Origin of the sequence: Gordonia sp. 852002-51296_SCH5728562-b (genome assembly GCF_001665475.1) — a bacterium.
GTDB lineage: Bacteria > Actinomycetota > Actinomycetes > Mycobacteriales > Mycobacteriaceae > Gordonia > Gordonia sputi.
Genome location: NZ_LZMI01000135.1, coordinates 58,980 through 73,010 on the forward strand (window position 1 = coordinate 58,980; position 14,031 = coordinate 73,010).

The window sequence follows — 14,031 nt, forward strand, 5'->3', positions numbered from 1 at the left end:
TGGTCTGGGTCATGTCCTCCGTTCGGGTGGTGTCGGAGTTCGTGTCGCCAGTTGGCGCGCGGAGTGTCCTCGTGTTGCACTGAGGTCCACTACGCTGTCTCGTAAGCTGAGAAGCGATGAAATCTGAAAACGTACCGGTAGGAGGTCGACACGCGGTGGTAGCCGCCACAGGGAGCAATGGCTCCGAGGGCAGCGGGGGCAGTAGCTCCGAGGGCAGCAACGCCCAGAAACTCGGGTTCGCGCCCGGAATGATGGTGCAGGAACTCGGTTGGGACGAGGACACCGACGACAACCTGCGCGCCGACATCGAGGACGCGATCGATGCCGAGATGCTCGACGAGGACGCGATCGACGTGGTCGACGTCGTATGGCTGTGGTGGCGCGATGACGACGGTGATCTCGTCGATCGGCTCATGGACGCCATCACACCGCTCGCCGACGACGGATACGTTTGGGTCGTGTCACCCAAGACCGGCAACCCCGGGTATGTCGATCCCAGTGAGATCGCCGAGGCCGCTCCGACGGCCGGGCTCACGCAGACCAACGTCGTGAGTTTGGGTGAATGGTCGGGTTCACGCCTGGTGCAGCCGAAGGCGCGGTCCGGAAAGCGAGCATGAGCGACGACTCGACCTCCGAGGTCGATTCGGTTGCTCGCGCCACCGATGTGGCGACGACCGATGTTGTTCCAACCCAGCCGCAAGCCGTGTTGTCAGTCGGCGACGTCGCACCCGACTTCGAGCTGCGTGATCAGAACAATCAGCGGGTGAGCCTCTCGCGGTTGCTCGAAGAGCGTCAGGTGCTCATCGTGTTCTTTCCGCTCGCCTTCACCGGAACGTGTCAGGGAGAGCTTGGTTTCATTCGCGACCACTATCATCGGTTCATCAACGATGAGGTTGCGGCAGTTGCTGTTTCGGTCGGACCGCCGCCCACACACAAGGTGTGGTCATCGGCGCAGGGTTTCCTCTTCCCGATTCTCTCCGACTTCTGGCCGCACGGTGAGGTCGCACGGAGCTACGGGGTGTTCGACGAGAGTCGTGGCTTTGCCCAGCGCGGGACATTTCTCGTCGGGCGTGACGGCCGGATCGTCTTTCGCGACGTCGTGGGGCCCGGTGAGGCGCGGACCGAAACCCATTGGGAGATCGCGCTCGCCGCGGCAGCCACGCAGTGAGCGGCGCCGAGTGACTTTGCGGAGGCGCATTATCCGCCGGAGCGTGGAACCACAGAACGCAAAACGACGATAGATCGCGGCCGGACGTGACATGTGGAGTCGACGATCGACGACGGCGCGTCGGGTGCGAACGAGTCGACCACAACGTCCCACTTCTGTTGTGCGAGAACAGGTGCCAGCACAAAGTCGACGCCCCGCCACCACGAGTTCAGTAGGACGACGAAATCGTTGGTCGCCAGAAGTGTTCGGGTCCCGGCCGATTGCGGTGGCCTGAGCGACCATGCGACACTGCGCGCGGCCTCGTCCTGCCAGTCGTCGTCGGACATGGGTGTGCCGTCCGGGGTGAACCAGTCGGGCGCGTCGGAGAGTTCGACCGCCGCCCGGCACAGGGCGCTGTGACGCAGGCGCAGTGAGATGAGGTCGCGGGTGAAGGCGACGAGCGCCTCGTCGCCCGAGGTCCAGTCGAACCAACTGATCTCGTCGTCCTGGCAGTAGGCATTGTTGTTGCCGCGTTGCGTTCGGCCTCGCTCGTCGCCGCCGAGCAGCATCGGCGTTCCCGCAGAGAGCAGTAGCGTCGTGAGCATGGCGCGCATCTGACGTCGTCGTAGGGCGACGATGGCCTCGTCGTCGGTTGGCCCTTCGGTTCCGCAGTTCCACGACCGATTGTCGTCGGTGCCGTCCGAATTGTGGGAACCGTTGTCCGCGTTGTGTTTGCGTTCGTAGGACACGAGATCGTGCAGTGTGAAACCGTCGTGGGACGTCACATAGTTGATCGACGCCGCGCGGCGTCGGATGACCGTTGCAGGATTGTGACGACGGCCCCCGAAGATGTCGGCCGAGCCGGTCAGGCGTCGTGCCATCGGTGCGAGCAGGCCCTCGTGGCTGCGCCAGAAATCGCGGACGCTGTCGCGGTAGCGGTCGTTCCACTCGCCCCATTCCGGACCGAATGCGCCGAGTTGATGACTGTCGTTTCGACCGACGTCCCAGGGTTCGGCGATCAGCCGCACCCGCGACAGCACGTCGTCCTGGCCGAGTACCCGAAGGAACGCTGCAGTGGGGTCGAAAGGTCCACCACCCCAATCGTTTCGGGCCCAATCGTTTCGGGCCCAATCGTTTCGGGCCCAATCGTTTCGGGCACTGTCGGTGCCTTGACGCGCAAGGGTGGGCGCGAGGTCGAAGCGAAATCCGTCGACGCCCAGCGACGCCCAGTAGCGTAGGGAGTCGGTGACCATGCGCAGCGTCGTCGGGTGCGCCACCGCAACGGAATTGCCGCATCCGGTGGTGTCGACGTACGAGCCGTCGTCCGGGTCGAGCACGTAATACGCGCGATTGTCGAGGCCGCGATGGCACAGTGTGGGGCCGGAGTCGTCGCCTTCTGCGGTGTGGTTATAGACGACATCGAGGATCACCTCGATCCCGGCGCCGTGCAGAGCGTCGACCATGTGGCGGAACTCGGCGATGGATTCGTCACCCCGGCCGGCGCGGTCGGCGGCGCTGTAGGCGTTGTGCAGGGCGAAGAAGCCGATGGTGTTGTAACCCCAGTAATTCGTGAGGTGCCGTTGGGCGAGTTCGCGTTCGGACACGCTGCGATGCACCGGAAGCAGCTCTACGGCGTTCACCCCGAGCGATGTCAGGTAGTCGAGCGCGGCCGGGTGTGCGAGTCCGGCGAATGTGCCTCGGAGTTCGGCTGGAATGTCGGGGTGGGACTGCGTGAACCCGCGGACGTGCACCTCGTAGATCACCAGCTCCGACGCCGGTCGGCGCGGGCCCGGTGCAGTGGCGGTCGTTGCCTGTGGCGGTTGCTCGACGACGACGCTGCGCGGCACGTACGGTGCGGAGTCGAGCGCACTGGGACGTGAGGGATCGTCGACGTCGTGGTCGAGGAGCGCGTCGCAGTACTCCACGTCGCCGACGATGCGTCGGGCATAGGGATCGAGGAGGAGTTTGGCAGGGTTGTAGCGCCGACCGCGCTCGGGTGCCAAGGGGCCGTCGACCCTGAATCCGTATCGGGTTCCGGCACGCACGCCGTCGACGACGCCGTGCCACACGTCGATCTCGCGCCCTGGGAGCAGGAGTCTGGTCTCGGCGCCGGCGTCGTCGAAGAGACAGAGCCACACCGCATCTCCGCCCGAACTGACGGCGAAGTTGGTTCCGCGATCGGTGACGGTCGCTCCGAGGATCGACGGATCTCCGGGGGAGATGGTCCCGGTCATCAACGTCCCTTCTCGTCGAGTGAGCGCGGCGAGGCGACCGCGGCCGGCGGTCACGCGACACTGACGGTGACGATACGTGAGCAGGGCGGGCGCGGGGCGGTGTGCCACGATGCGGCCGACAGGGCGTCTGCCTCTGGTAGACCGGAGAGATGAGTGCTCCCCTCATCGAACTGAATTCAGGCATCGAGATCCCACAGCTCGGACTGGGGGTGTGGCAGTCGACTCCGGAGGAGGCGCAGCGCGCCGTCCGATTCGCGATCGACGAGGCCCGCTATCGACACATCGACACGGCCGCGGCCTACGGCAACGAGTCGGGCGTCGGCGAGGGCATTGCCTCCGCGTCGGTGCTGCGCTCAGAGGTGTTCGTCACGACGAAGCTCTGGAACTCCGATCACGGGTACGACCGCGCTCTCGCGGCGATCGACACCAGTCTGCGCGCGCTCGGAACCGACTACGTCGACCTGTACCTGATCCACTGGCCGCTGCAGGATCGCGACCGACTGCTGCGCACCTGGGACGCAATGGAGAAGATCCTTGCCGACGGTAAGGCGCACTCGATCGGCGTCTGCAACTTCGAGCCGCATCACCTGCAATGGCTCATCGATCGCGGGGGAGTGCTGCCCGCCGTCGACCAGGTGGAACTGCATCCGCACCTCCAGCAACGCGAACTGCGCGAGTTCGCGGCGGAGCACGGAATCGCGATCGAGTCGTGGAGCCCGCTCGGCGGAACGTCGGGGTCGGGGTGGGGTCCCAACTCCAAGCCCAACACCGTCTTGTCCGACCCGACGATCGGCGACATCGCGATCAAATTAGGACGGTCACCCGCCCAGGTGGTCCTCGCCTGGCACATCAAGCTCGGACTGATCGTGATCCCGAAGTCGGTGCACGACGATCGCATCAAGCAGAACATCGACGTGTTCGATTTCGAACTCGACGACGAGGACATGGCTCGGATCGCCGCTCTCGACGACGGTCAGCGGGTGGGGATACACCCGGACGAGATGAACCTCGGCGCGCCTGACTGAGCGCGCAGGCTCAACGTGCTGCGCAGCCCGCCGTGCCTAGCTCATTCGCACGCGACGCCGTCTCCGTCGCGGTCTAGTTTCGCGGAGTAGCCCGGCCGCCCGCGGTGCAGGGGCGCGACGCCGGCAGCGCGCGCCTGAGCGCAGTTGGCGTAGGTGGTGTTCGACGGTGCGACCTGCGGCGGGGCGGCGGCCTCTGGCGGAGCGTTCTGCGGGGCCGGGGCGGGCTTGGGTGAATCAGCTTCGGGTGCAGAGCAATTCGACAGGATGCGGATCATGGCCTGCTTCTCCGCGGCCGTCACCCACAGGTGGTAGATGGCTTTGACCGCGATCTGCCGCTCGACGTAGGTGCATCGATACGACTTGTTGGGCGGCAACCACGTCGCGGCATCGCCGGCACCCTTGGCCTGGTTCGTGCGGCCATCGGTGGCCTGCAGATTGCGCGGATCGTTGGCGAGGTTGCGGCGCTGCTCGGCCGAAAGCTGTTGCGCGCCCTTCTGCCACGCGTCCGACAGCGCGACGACATGGTCGATCTGGACCTTCGACGACGTCGCCGAGCCGCGCGTGAAGGCGATCGACGTTCGCGTGTACGGATCGTCGAGCGTTCCCGACAGCACCACACATCCGTTGGTCCCGGGTTTGAGGGTCACGCCGGACAGGTCACGTCGGAGGATGTCGTTGCGAGTGTCGCACCCGTTGTGGCCGTCGGCGACCGAGACGTCGTCGGACCATGCCTGTCCGAACTGTGATCGCTCGTATCCGGTCTTCGGTGCGCGGCCCTTCACTGCGAGCGACTCGAGCGTCGTGCGCGCGCTCGACTCAGCGACCTGAGATGGGGTGACCGGCGCGGGCGCGGCGTGTGCCGTCGCGGCGGGGACCAGCGCGCCTGCGGCGAGCACGGTCACCGCGATGGGCCAGACGATGTCGGCGCGTCGAGAGGCGCGAACGTTCCGCGCGTCGTCGTGTTGCCTGCCGTCGTGTTGCGTGCCGTCGATCGGCCGGTCGTTGATCAGCATGGCGGAAACGTATCAGCCGGTACCGACAGCGAGCCTGAGCGAGTGGGCGCGGAGGTGAGATGCCCTGATCACGCTGCTGGGATCACACTGCCGGGATGCTGATGGGTGCGCCCGCGTGAATCTCTTTCAAACACAGTGGGTGCACACCGGCCGGAGGCCAGGCAGGGATGTGACGGTGCGCGCAAAGGGATTCGAACCCCTGACCGCTGGTTTATTGAACCTGGATGGGTATAACGCCTGGTCGTGAAGTAAAGATGCGCGTGAGGCCGTTTTCGTAGGACTTCTTCAGGTCACTGGTTGTCACTGGTCGTCACGGTATGTCAGGTTTGTAAACCGTAACCTAAACCGTAGGTGTGAGCCTGTCTGACGCGGCGATCATGGCGGTGCTGACGTCGGTGTAGGTGCGGCGGTTTTGATCGGTGTCGTGGCCAAAATGCGCGGCCCGCACCTCGGCGGGCAGGACGTCCAGCAGGAGTGTGTTCAGCGTTGCCCGCCAGACGTGGGTGAGATGGGTGCGCAGCAGCTCGATGTCGAGCGCGTCGGCAACCTCGCGGTAGAGAGTGCGCGCGGCCTTCTGCGCATTAGCCTGGTCCCACACCTTGGACGGGTCCGACGGCGCGCCGACGATGTAGTCGCCGCCGATTGTTTCGCGACGGGCGAGCAGGTGCTCGGATGCCGCGGCGTTGAGGACCGGCACAGTGCGTCCCTTCTTGGTTTTGCTGATCTCCTCGGTGACTGTCACGGTCATGCGGTGGTCCGCTGTGGTGTCGGACTGGTCCCAGGTGATCTGGCGCGCCTCGCCGATGCGCAGGCCGGTGGTCGCCTGTAGGAGCATCATGTCGATTGCGTTGCGGCGCACGGCGATCCGGTGGTCGATGGTGTACGGGCCGCGGCGTGGTGCGGTGATGCCGTCCGTTGGGTCGAGGGCGAGCAGATGGTGGAGCACACGGTGGTAGTCCTTGCGGCCGAGCGCCAGGCCGCCCGTGGGTTTGGTCGACTTCTTCACCGATCCGAGATCGATGGTCACGCCGGCGAGCGGGCTCCCATCGATGACTTCGTCCCGGATCAGTTGGGTGATGACGTACTTCGAGATGACGCCGCGGCATTGCCGGGCCGTCTCGCTGCCGTGTTCGGCCGCGATGCCCTTCAGTGCCTTTTCCAGGGTTCGGTATTTGACCGCGGTGTCGATCACGTACCCGTCCAGTGCGTCGCGGATGTAGGGGAGCACGTACAGATAGCGGTCACGTGAGTTCTTGCGCAGCCGGTCGTTGCTCTCGATCGTGGGCCTGGTCACCGCGTCGAGGTAGTCGGTGATGGGGCTCGACCGCTTCCAGTCGCTTCCGCCGGCGGTGAGCAGCTCCTCGGCTGTTTTGCGGGCCTTGCGGCGTGCCTCGCCGACGGTTCGCGCTTGGGTGCGTCGGCCGGTGATCAGGCGGCCGTCGTACAGGCGTACCGACCATTCGATCGTCTGTCCGCCGCTGGTGGTGGGTTTCGGGGTCACCCGGTCGATCGAGTGCGCCCCGGGGGCGAGCTTGGTGCGGGCGGCCTTCTTTGCGGTCATGGGTTCGATTCAAGCACGGGCTGGTGACAAGCAATGACACAGAATGCTTAACCTGATAGCGTCTATGACAAGACGGTCTCGGCCGGTGGTCTCGCGACCTTTGCGAACATGTATGCCTCAGGGATGCCCATCCCGTAGGTGCGTGCCGCTAGGCTAGTGGTGCAAACCGAGGCCTTGGTGAAGAAGGATCGGCCGGCGAGAAACCGGAATAACGGTCTGGGGCACGGTGGAGCAGTGTTGTAAGTCTCCGCCTGGACGAACGCGGCGCCCAATGGCGCTTTTGCGGGGCGTGACTCCTGGAAGTTCGGCGCACGACGTGCGCCTTGCTCCCAGGAGTTTTTTGTGTCCCAGGTATCACCGGTCACCGCCGCGCCGGCCGTCAAGGCGGCGCTGACTCTCCAGGATGTCGCCCGAGCAGTCGGTCTGTCGTACGGCACCATGCGCAACCTCCGTGCACGCGGTGGTGGTCCCAAGGCTTTCTATCCCACAGGGTCTATCCGCACGCCACGCTTCCGGCCGGAAGAGGTCGAGAAGTGGATGATCGCGCGCTCGCGGGGCGGTGCGTCTGTATGAGCGCAAAAGAAAACCCCGGGCAGGCACCCGGGGCTTCAGAAGAACCAGCGTCTCACGGCTCGGTTTCTGCGTCCCATCATATGGGAACCGAGCCGGTTGTCGCAACTGATTCGGACGTCGTCCTGAGCGATCCCGACCGCGCCCTGCTGGCCGTCGACGGGTGGACACTCCGGGAGCTCGACGACAACCCTCGGGGCAGGAAATCCGCACCGTTCCTGGTGCTCTCCAAGACCGTCCCGAGGGTCGGGTCAAGTGTCGCCGTGAAATTTCATGGCGACAGCAAAAAAGATCAAAACCCCAGCTCAGATGATGGGGGTCATAAGCGCCTATGGGAGGGGGTCATTGACCCCGCTCTGACCCCGCCCTCTGAGGGGGGTGTTCCGGGCCTTGATTCGACCCCTGATTCGTCGGGACACTCCGGGAGTCCGTCGCGCGGTTTCGGCGACTTGCCGACGATGCAGGCGGCCGGCACCGGCGACGCGGGGATCGTCGTGGGGTTCGACACCGAGTACGTCGAGCTGGCTGGTCGTCGGGTGATCGTGAGCTACCAGCTCGCCACCCCCGACCCCGTCGACCCGTCGCGGATGGTGCTCGTGGTGTTGTTGCCGCTGTCGGAGTCGCGGGTGCGGATGTTCACCGCGCTGCGGTGCGTCTGGGAGGAGGCGCGGCTGTGGCGGCACCCCCTCGTCGTCGACGACCCGGCCATCACCGAGCAGGGCGTGCACCGCGGCACTTTCTGGGACGGGCGTGATGGTGGAAACGTCAAGAAGTCTCCGGAGGAGCGTCGGTGGTCCCGGCTGTTCAAGCACAAGATTCCTGTAGTGCTCGCCGCTCACTTCGGGAAGGCTGACATGACGACGTTCCGGGTCACCAAGGACGACCCCGACCACATCACGTCGTTGACGAGTGCGGCCGGCGGTCTGGTGGGGTTGATGCCGTTCCGCGTGCGCGGGGCGACCGATGCCAACCGCTCCAGGTGGTTCCTGCCGTTCTCGGTGAGCGTGGCCGACACGATGGCCCACGCACCCGCTGGAAATCGTTCTCTGGACGTCCTGGGGGCCTCCTGTGGGCAGCCCAAGGTGGGTCTCCCGGACGGGGCCATCGAGCGGATGGACCGCTACCGCCGCGACCACCTCCCGCATTTCCTGGAGTACTCGGCCAACGACCCGGTCGTGGTCGTGGAGTACCTGGCCAGACTGTGGGGCGAGTCGACCCGTCCGCCAGTCACTCTGAGTTCTGGTGCGGCGCAGGCGTTCAAGGCCTCGGTCAAGGAGTACTGGGGTCGGGCGATGAGTGGTTATCGCTTGGTCGACGTGGCGCGGTTCGCCCAGTTCGAGGAGAACTTCTCCGGCCTGACCAAGGTCGAGAAGGGCACGGTCTCCCCCGACGAGGGGCGCAGCTTCTACACCGAGAAGAACCTGGAGCCGGTCGACGCGGCCGCCCGAGCAGTGCTCGATGCGTGTGCGGTGGCCTACCACGGTGGGTGGAACGCGTGCGCCATGCCGGGGTACTACACGGGCACGACGTACGACTTCGACCTCCAGGGCGCTTATCCCACCGCGATGAGTCTGGTGCCGGACGTCGACTGGCTGCACGACGGCGGCGTGGTCGCCGAGACGATCGAGGGCCGGGACCTCACGCTCGACGACATCCCCACCGCGATGACCTCGATCGTGGCCGACGTCGAGTTTGAGTTTCCTGAGTCGGTCTCGTTTCCCACGCTGCCGATCTTCGAGGATGGGTGCCCGTTGTATGTGCGGACTTCCGGTGGTCGGTCCGGGACGATGGCGATGGGCCCGGAGATCCATTTGGCGCTCAAGGTTGGTGCGCGGGTGCATTGCCGGCGGGGCTACGTGTTGCACCGGTTGGCGCTGCCGTCGGGCGAGCAGTCCCACGCTCTACGCGCTGGTGTGATGCAGATGGTCCGCGATCGTGCTGAGGCCAAGCGGTTGTTCGGTAAGAAGAGCCTTGAAGAGTTGGCCATCAAGACCATGGCCAATTCGGGCTATGGCAAAACGGCGCAGGACGTGACTGGTCAATCCGCTTGGGACGCGAAGGCTCAGGCGATGGGTGCGGTCGGCGGCTCGGCGATCACGAGCCCGTACCACGCCGCGATGACGACCTCGTTCGTGCGCGCCGAGCTTCTTGCCGCGGCCAACCAGCTCGTCGATGCCGGGTTCAACTTCTACAGCGTCACCACCGATGGGTTCATCACCGACGCCCCTGAGGACGTCGTGACGAGTCTCGACCTGTACGGCATCGCTGCGGTCGCCGCTGAGTCACGCAATATCCTCTCGGGCAGCCGCGACATCTGGGAGATCAAGCACGCGCAGGTTGAGCTTCTCAACTTGACCACCCGCGGCAACATTGGTCGCGGGCACCCCGAGCTGCCTGGGGTGCTGGCCAAGAACTCGTTCAAGACCCCGAAGGTTGTTATCGCTGCTGGTCAGGAGTGTGAACACTTCTGGGACATGGTCATTGCTCGCACCGGTCGCGTCGACAACCCGGTGCTGCGCTTCCCCAGCTTCAAGGAGCTGAGCTACGCGGGCGACATGCGGTCGAGGCGTAAGGATTTCGTGACCATCGGTGGACGGTTGGAGGACGTGTTCGACCCGGACTGGACCGAGTGGGACACCGAGGAGGTCTTCGAGACCGTCAGGGCCGGCGGGCGTCGGCTGTCGATGGACTTCGACTGCAAGCGTCGGCCCGTCATGGAATCGATGCGTGCTGAGCACGTTCTTGACGGCGACGGCGTAGCGCACGAGGTCGCCACGTTCACCACGCGCCCGTGGGACACCGTCGATGAGTGTCTGCGGGGCCGCAAGGTGGCCAAGAACATTGCCGACACCGGTTGTCTGCGCACTGTCGAGCAGTGGCGCGGGTGGGAGTTACGCTACGAGCACGGCGAGGGCCGGCGCATCGGTGATCCGCACCGCTCGATCCTGCTGAGCATTCTGATCGGCCACCGGCTGGGATTGATCGGCTACGACGTGCCGAACCTCGCGCGGACTCGGTACACGGTGCGTGAACTCTTGGATTGGCTCAGCGGTTGGGGCCTCGGCTCGGTCAAGCCCAGCGACTGGAAGAACGCCCGCCGGCCCGAGCGGGCGAGCCAAGTCCTGCCGACGTCGGCGTGCGAGCCGTTCCTGTCGATCATCCGCGCGTGCCCGGTCGGGGCGCCGTCATATGACATCACCGGCCCGGTCAATCCCGACCCGTTGCGGGGTGCGGCATGAATGATTCCTGGAACATCCCGTGTGAAATGCGTCACATCCGATTTTATGGAGTTTTCTGGCGACTTTATTTCCGTCTATTCGGTGCGGTGGTATATGCCCAAGTGTTTGGTGGTTTTAAGCCTGCGACAGCTTTCAGTGGTCTTTTTTTTCTGGCATTTATTACGTTGTGCGGCAATGCTTTTGGATGCTTTCGGTGGCATCGGTGAATCGGTAGATTCGTTGGTACAGGGATTCCCGGATCGTCCTGGAATGTCCCGAATGGAGGTGGTCTAAATGGTGCTCGTCAGTGTCGAGCCGTTGGTGGTCGATCCGGTAGCGGCGTCCGCGATGGTCGGTAAGACAGTGAAGACTTTGGCGAATTGGCGGGCCGCTGGTGTGGGGCCGCCGTTCGTGCGGCTCGGTGATGGTGGCAAGCCGTCGGTGGCGTACCGGGTCGCCGACCTGGAGCGGTGGATCGCCGCGCACGTGGTGGTGCCCGATGGCGTGTGTGACGCGATCGCGGTGAAGTACGCCGAGCGCGAGCTGTGGTACGTCGAACTCGACCGCCACGACACCGCTTACGACTACTACTCCGGCTGGCTGTGCGGGTACCGCGCGGCGCTGCTGGGTGTGGTGATCCCCGATGAGGTGATCACGCTGGAACACGTCGGATGGCGACACGGGGCCGAAGCGGCTGTTGAGGGAGGCCCGATCCCCCGTGGTGTCGCTGGGATTCCGCTCGATCTCGACGATCTCGATGCGTGGGTGTCGATCGACGCCCGCGAATGAACGACTGGACAAAAGAACGGCCCCGTGACGGAGTGCAGCCGTCCGGGGCCGGTGAGGGAGAGGAAGATTCAATGTCTCATCGTCTCGATGAGGAGGGTAGCAGTCCGGTGGCCGCGGCATTGGTGGCCGCGGTACGTGCGGCCTCGGGTGGGCTCCCGTGGGAGCTGGCCCGGCTGCGGTGGTGGGTGTCCGGGGTGCATGAGGACCCCGACGCGACCGGTGTGTGCGTATGCGGGCAGGTCGGGCTGCGGTGGCTCTACGAGATCACTGATACCGCGACCGGTGCGACGCTGTCGCCGATCGGTAGCGATTGCATCGGGCGCTTCGACGACGAAACCATGACGGCCGTCGCTCGGGAGCTTGTCGAGCTGGACAGGATGGAGCGGGTGGTCGCGGCGAATCACCAGTTGGGGTTCGGTGATTTGAGCAGGTTGCGGATCGCGGTGCTGTGGGTCTACGGCGCTGTGGACGCGCGGGAGCGGGACTTTCTGACCGCGATGTTCAACCGGCGTCGCGAGATGACCCCGCGGCAGGAGCGGTGGGCGTCGGCGATCCTGAGCCGGGCCTGCGGTCAGCTCGTGTCGATGCGGATGGGTGTTATCCCCCGGCGTCGCGTGATCGGTGACGGCGGTGCGGCATGACCATTACCGTCTACGCCAAGCCCGCGTGCGGTCCGTGCCACGCGACGAAGCGCGCACTCGACAAGGCTGGCCTCGACTACGACGTCGTCGACATCAGCATCGACGACGAGGCGCGCGACTACGTCACGTCGCTGGGCTACTCCAGCGCGCCCGTCGTCGTCGCAGGCGACGAGCACTGGTCGGGATTCCGTCCCGATCGCGTCAAGGCGCTGGCCGTGGCGACGAAGGAGGAGGTGGCGTGATGATGAATGATCCCGCTGAGGTATTTGACGCGACCGATCCGGCGATGCTCCGGGCGTTTGTGGCCGGCTATGTCGCCGCGACACCGTTGGTCGGCAAACTTGCCACCCTCGATGACATCGCTGAGAAGAGGACGGCCCGTCGGGCCGACGCGTTGCTCGCCGCGTGCATCCATTACGTCTCCGCTGTGGTGGCTGCCCCCGACGCCTGCGCCACGATGACGGTCGCGGAACTCGCTGCCCAGACCTTGAGGCGGGTGCGCGCGGAGGGTGCTGACGAGTTCATCGAGGCCGCCGTCGACTTGTTGGGGTTGTCGTGATGGCGGCCACGAGCAGGCCCGAGGGCCACCGCTGGGGCTTTTACGCCGCGGTGATGGCCGTCGGTCTGGTCCTGTCGATGGCGGGCAATGGCGCGCACGTGTGGTCCCAATGGCACGCCGACGTCGCCGCTGGCATCGACCGGGGCGCGGTGTCGCCGTGGGTGCCCACCGTGGCGATCACTGTGGTCCCGGCGATGGTGATGGTGATGACCGAGATGGTCGTCATCAGTCACCGCCGCAACGGCGGGTGGGCACGCACAGTGGTGACCTCGCTGGCGGCGCTGGTGGGCGTCGTGGCTCTCGTCGTCTCCTACGTCGGCCTGTGCTACGTGTGCACCGTGATCGTGGGGTTGCCGACGGCGCTGGGATACGTGGCACCGGTGATCGTCGACGCGCCAATCATCGCCGCGACGGTGGGCCTGTGGGACGTGCAGCAGACGATCCGGGCCGACCGGGACCTGGCCGGTCGGACGGACGCACCGTACGAGCCGGTCGAGCAGGGGTCGCCCACAGTGGTCGACGAGGTCGGTCGGCCTGTCCAGGTGCTCGACCGACCGGACGAGCAGGTGTCCGAGGCCGGGTCGACCACGTCGTCCGGGGTGGATGACCGGTCGGCCGGACAGCTGGACGAGCAGTGGTCGACCCGGTCTGAGCTGGCCGGACAGGTGGACGAGCAGGCGGTCGACCGGTGGGACGAGGATCTGTCCGATCCGTTTGTCCGACCGGACGAGCGAGTGTCCGACCGCGGGTCGGACGAGGTGGACGAGCATTCGGTCGCACAGGTCGACCAGCTGGACGAGGAACCGGACGAGCCCGCTTCGATCGAGCCGGTAGACCGACCGGACGAGCCTGTCGAATGGCTGTCCGAGGCCGAGCGGCTCCGGGCGGCCACGGGCATCACCGCCGAGGCGGCCGACCTCGCGACGGTGCTGCGGATGGACGGCGCGGGTGCCAGCCGTCGCGAGATTGCCGAAGCAGTTGGTCGGCCAAAGTCGACGATCTCGGGCTGGATCACCAAGGCTGCGGTCGCCGAGACCGGCCGACCGTCGCTGGCCGCGGTGCCCGACTGAGGCACGGACGGTAGTAGCACTCAGACGAGAAGACGAGAGACCCCACCGGATGCATCCGGTGGGGTCTCGTCGTGTCGGTGGCTGTCTACAGCGCTCGCGGAACATGGGCGTTGGGGAGGGTCGAGGGGGGGGGGGGGGCCCCGCCCCCCCCGCCCCCCCACCCCCCGCCCCCCCGCCGGGAGAAAAAAAAACAAGCCCACCCCA

The 14,031-nt window shown here is 65.8% G+C and carries 13 protein-coding genes; 10 read left to right on the forward strand and 3 right to left on the reverse strand.

The genetic code is table 11. From position 1 onward, the window contains the following. Nucleotides 1-155 precede the first annotated feature (155 nt). On the forward strand, nucleotides 156-617 hold the full coding sequence (locus A5766_RS23400) for a DUF3052 domain-containing protein (RefSeq protein WP_005206429.1): 462 nt from the start codon (nucleotides 156-158) through the stop codon (nucleotides 615-617). Next, nucleotides 614-1,168: a peroxiredoxin gene (locus A5766_RS23405; RefSeq protein WP_005206430.1), complete on the forward strand. Its 555-nt coding sequence runs from the start codon at nucleotides 614-616 to the stop codon at nucleotides 1,166-1,168. Before A5766_RS23400 ends, A5766_RS23405 begins: the two co-directional genes overlap by 4 nt. A gap of 29 nt (nucleotides 1,169-1,197) precedes the next feature. On the opposite strand, the gene A5766_RS23410 is transcribed toward A5766_RS23405, so the two are convergent. Beyond that, nucleotides 1,198-3,381 carry a glycogen debranching protein gene (locus A5766_RS23410; protein WP_064906659.1) on the reverse strand — a complete coding sequence of 728 codons (2,184 nt, stop codon included), beginning with the start codon at nucleotides 3,379-3,381 and terminating at the stop codon, nucleotides 1,198-1,200. Between the two features lie 149 nt (nucleotides 3,382-3,530). Here A5766_RS23410 and A5766_RS23415 point away from each other — a divergent pair, with 149 nt between their 5' ends. Continuing rightward, nucleotides 3,531-4,406, forward strand: a complete 876-nt coding sequence (locus A5766_RS23415) for an aldo/keto reductase (protein WP_064862539.1) — start codon at nucleotides 3,531-3,533, stop codon at nucleotides 4,404-4,406. A 41-nt stretch (nucleotides 4,407-4,447) separates the two neighbouring features. Here the strand turns inward: A5766_RS23415 and A5766_RS23420 are convergent, their stop codons facing one another. Both A5766_RS23420 and A5766_RS23425 read right to left on the reverse strand, forming a co-directional pair. Beyond that, nucleotides 4,448-5,419 carry a GmrSD restriction endonuclease domain-containing protein gene (locus A5766_RS23420; protein ID WP_064906635.1) on the reverse strand — a complete coding sequence of 324 codons (972 nt, stop codon included), beginning with the start codon at nucleotides 5,417-5,419 and terminating at the stop codon, nucleotides 4,448-4,450. A gap of 340 nt (nucleotides 5,420-5,759) precedes the next feature. Beyond that, nucleotides 5,760-6,980 (reverse strand): site-specific integrase, encoded by a 1,221-nt coding sequence (locus tag A5766_RS23425; RefSeq protein WP_082965622.1) that lies wholly within the window; start codon nucleotides 6,978-6,980, stop codon nucleotides 5,760-5,762. Nucleotides 6,981-7,322: 342 nt separating this feature from the next. On the opposite strand from A5766_RS23425, the gene A5766_RS23430 reads away from it, so the two are divergent. The 7 genes from A5766_RS23430 to A5766_RS23460 all read left to right on the forward strand — a co-directional run bounded on the left by A5766_RS23430 (nucleotide 7,323) and on the right by A5766_RS23460 (nucleotide 13,827). Then, nucleotides 7,323-7,553, forward strand: a complete 231-nt coding sequence (locus A5766_RS23430) for a helix-turn-helix transcriptional regulator (protein ID WP_064906637.1) — start codon at nucleotides 7,323-7,325, stop codon at nucleotides 7,551-7,553. Nucleotides 7,554-8,008: 455 nt separating this feature from the next. Next, a complete protein-coding gene (locus A5766_RS23435) occupies nucleotides 8,009-10,789 on the forward strand; it encodes a hypothetical protein (protein ID WP_064906639.1) in 2,781 nt (926 codons plus the stop codon). A 273-nt stretch (nucleotides 10,790-11,062) separates the two neighbouring features. Beyond that, nucleotides 11,063-11,557, forward strand: a complete 495-nt coding sequence (locus A5766_RS23440; protein WP_064906641.1) for a hypothetical protein — start codon at nucleotides 11,063-11,065, stop codon at nucleotides 11,555-11,557. A gap of 71 nt (nucleotides 11,558-11,628) precedes the next feature. Continuing rightward, nucleotides 11,629-12,198, forward strand: coding sequence for a hypothetical protein (locus A5766_RS23445; RefSeq protein ID WP_156527561.1), 570 nt, complete (start codon nucleotides 11,629-11,631; stop codon nucleotides 12,196-12,198). After that, complete coding sequence (gene nrdH, locus A5766_RS23450; protein ID WP_064906645.1) at nucleotides 12,195-12,440, forward strand: glutaredoxin-like protein NrdH; 246 nt, start codon at nucleotides 12,195-12,197, stop codon at nucleotides 12,438-12,440. The genes A5766_RS23445 and nrdH overlap by 4 nt, the downstream gene beginning before the upstream one ends. 2 nt (nucleotides 12,441-12,442) lie before the next feature. Then, entirely contained in the window at nucleotides 12,443-12,757 is a 315-nt protein-coding gene (locus A5766_RS24565) for a hypothetical protein (protein WP_156527562.1), read from the forward strand. Beyond that, a complete protein-coding gene (locus A5766_RS23460; protein ID WP_064906649.1) occupies nucleotides 12,757-13,827 on the forward strand; it encodes a hypothetical protein in 1,071 nt (356 codons plus the stop codon). Before A5766_RS24565 ends, A5766_RS23460 begins: the two co-directional genes overlap by 1 nt. Nucleotides 13,828-14,031: the final 204 nt, after the last annotated feature.

What these genes read in the sequence shown, in the direction of transcription:
- A5766_RS23435 (WP_064906639.1), top strand. Translation starts at nt 8,009, where the DNA reads ATGCAGGCGGCCGGCACCGGCGACGCGGGGATCGTCGTGGGGTTCGAC.
- nrdH (WP_064906645.1), top strand. Translation starts at nt 12,195, where the DNA reads ATGACCATTACCGTCTACGCCAAGCCCGCGTGCGGTCCGTGCCACGCG.
- A5766_RS23425 (WP_082965622.1), bottom strand. Translation starts at nt 6,980, where the DNA reads ATGACCGCAAAGAAGGCCGCCCGCACCAAGCTCGCCCCCGGGGCGCAC.
- A5766_RS23460 (WP_064906649.1), top strand. Translation starts at nt 12,757, where the DNA reads ATGGCGGCCACGAGCAGGCCCGAGGGCCACCGCTGGGGCTTTTACGCC.
- A5766_RS23445 (WP_156527561.1), top strand. Translation starts at nt 11,629, where the DNA reads ATGTCTCATCGTCTCGATGAGGAGGGTAGCAGTCCGGTGGCCGCGGCA.
- A5766_RS23415 (WP_064862539.1), top strand. Translation starts at nt 3,531, where the DNA reads ATGAGTGCTCCCCTCATCGAACTGAATTCAGGCATCGAGATCCCACAG.
- A5766_RS23420 (WP_064906635.1), bottom strand. Translation starts at nt 5,419, where the DNA reads ATGCTGATCAACGACCGGCCGATCGACGGCACGCAACACGACGGCAGG.
- A5766_RS23410 (WP_064906659.1), bottom strand. Translation starts at nt 3,381, where the DNA reads ATGACCGGGACCATCTCCCCCGGAGATCCGTCGATCCTCGGAGCGACC.
- A5766_RS23440 (WP_064906641.1), top strand. Translation starts at nt 11,063, where the DNA reads ATGGTGCTCGTCAGTGTCGAGCCGTTGGTGGTCGATCCGGTAGCGGCG.
- A5766_RS24565 (WP_156527562.1), top strand. Translation starts at nt 12,443, where the DNA reads ATGAATGATCCCGCTGAGGTATTTGACGCGACCGATCCGGCGATGCTC.
- A5766_RS23405 (WP_005206430.1), top strand. Translation starts at nt 614, where the DNA reads ATGAGCGACGACTCGACCTCCGAGGTCGATTCGGTTGCTCGCGCCACC.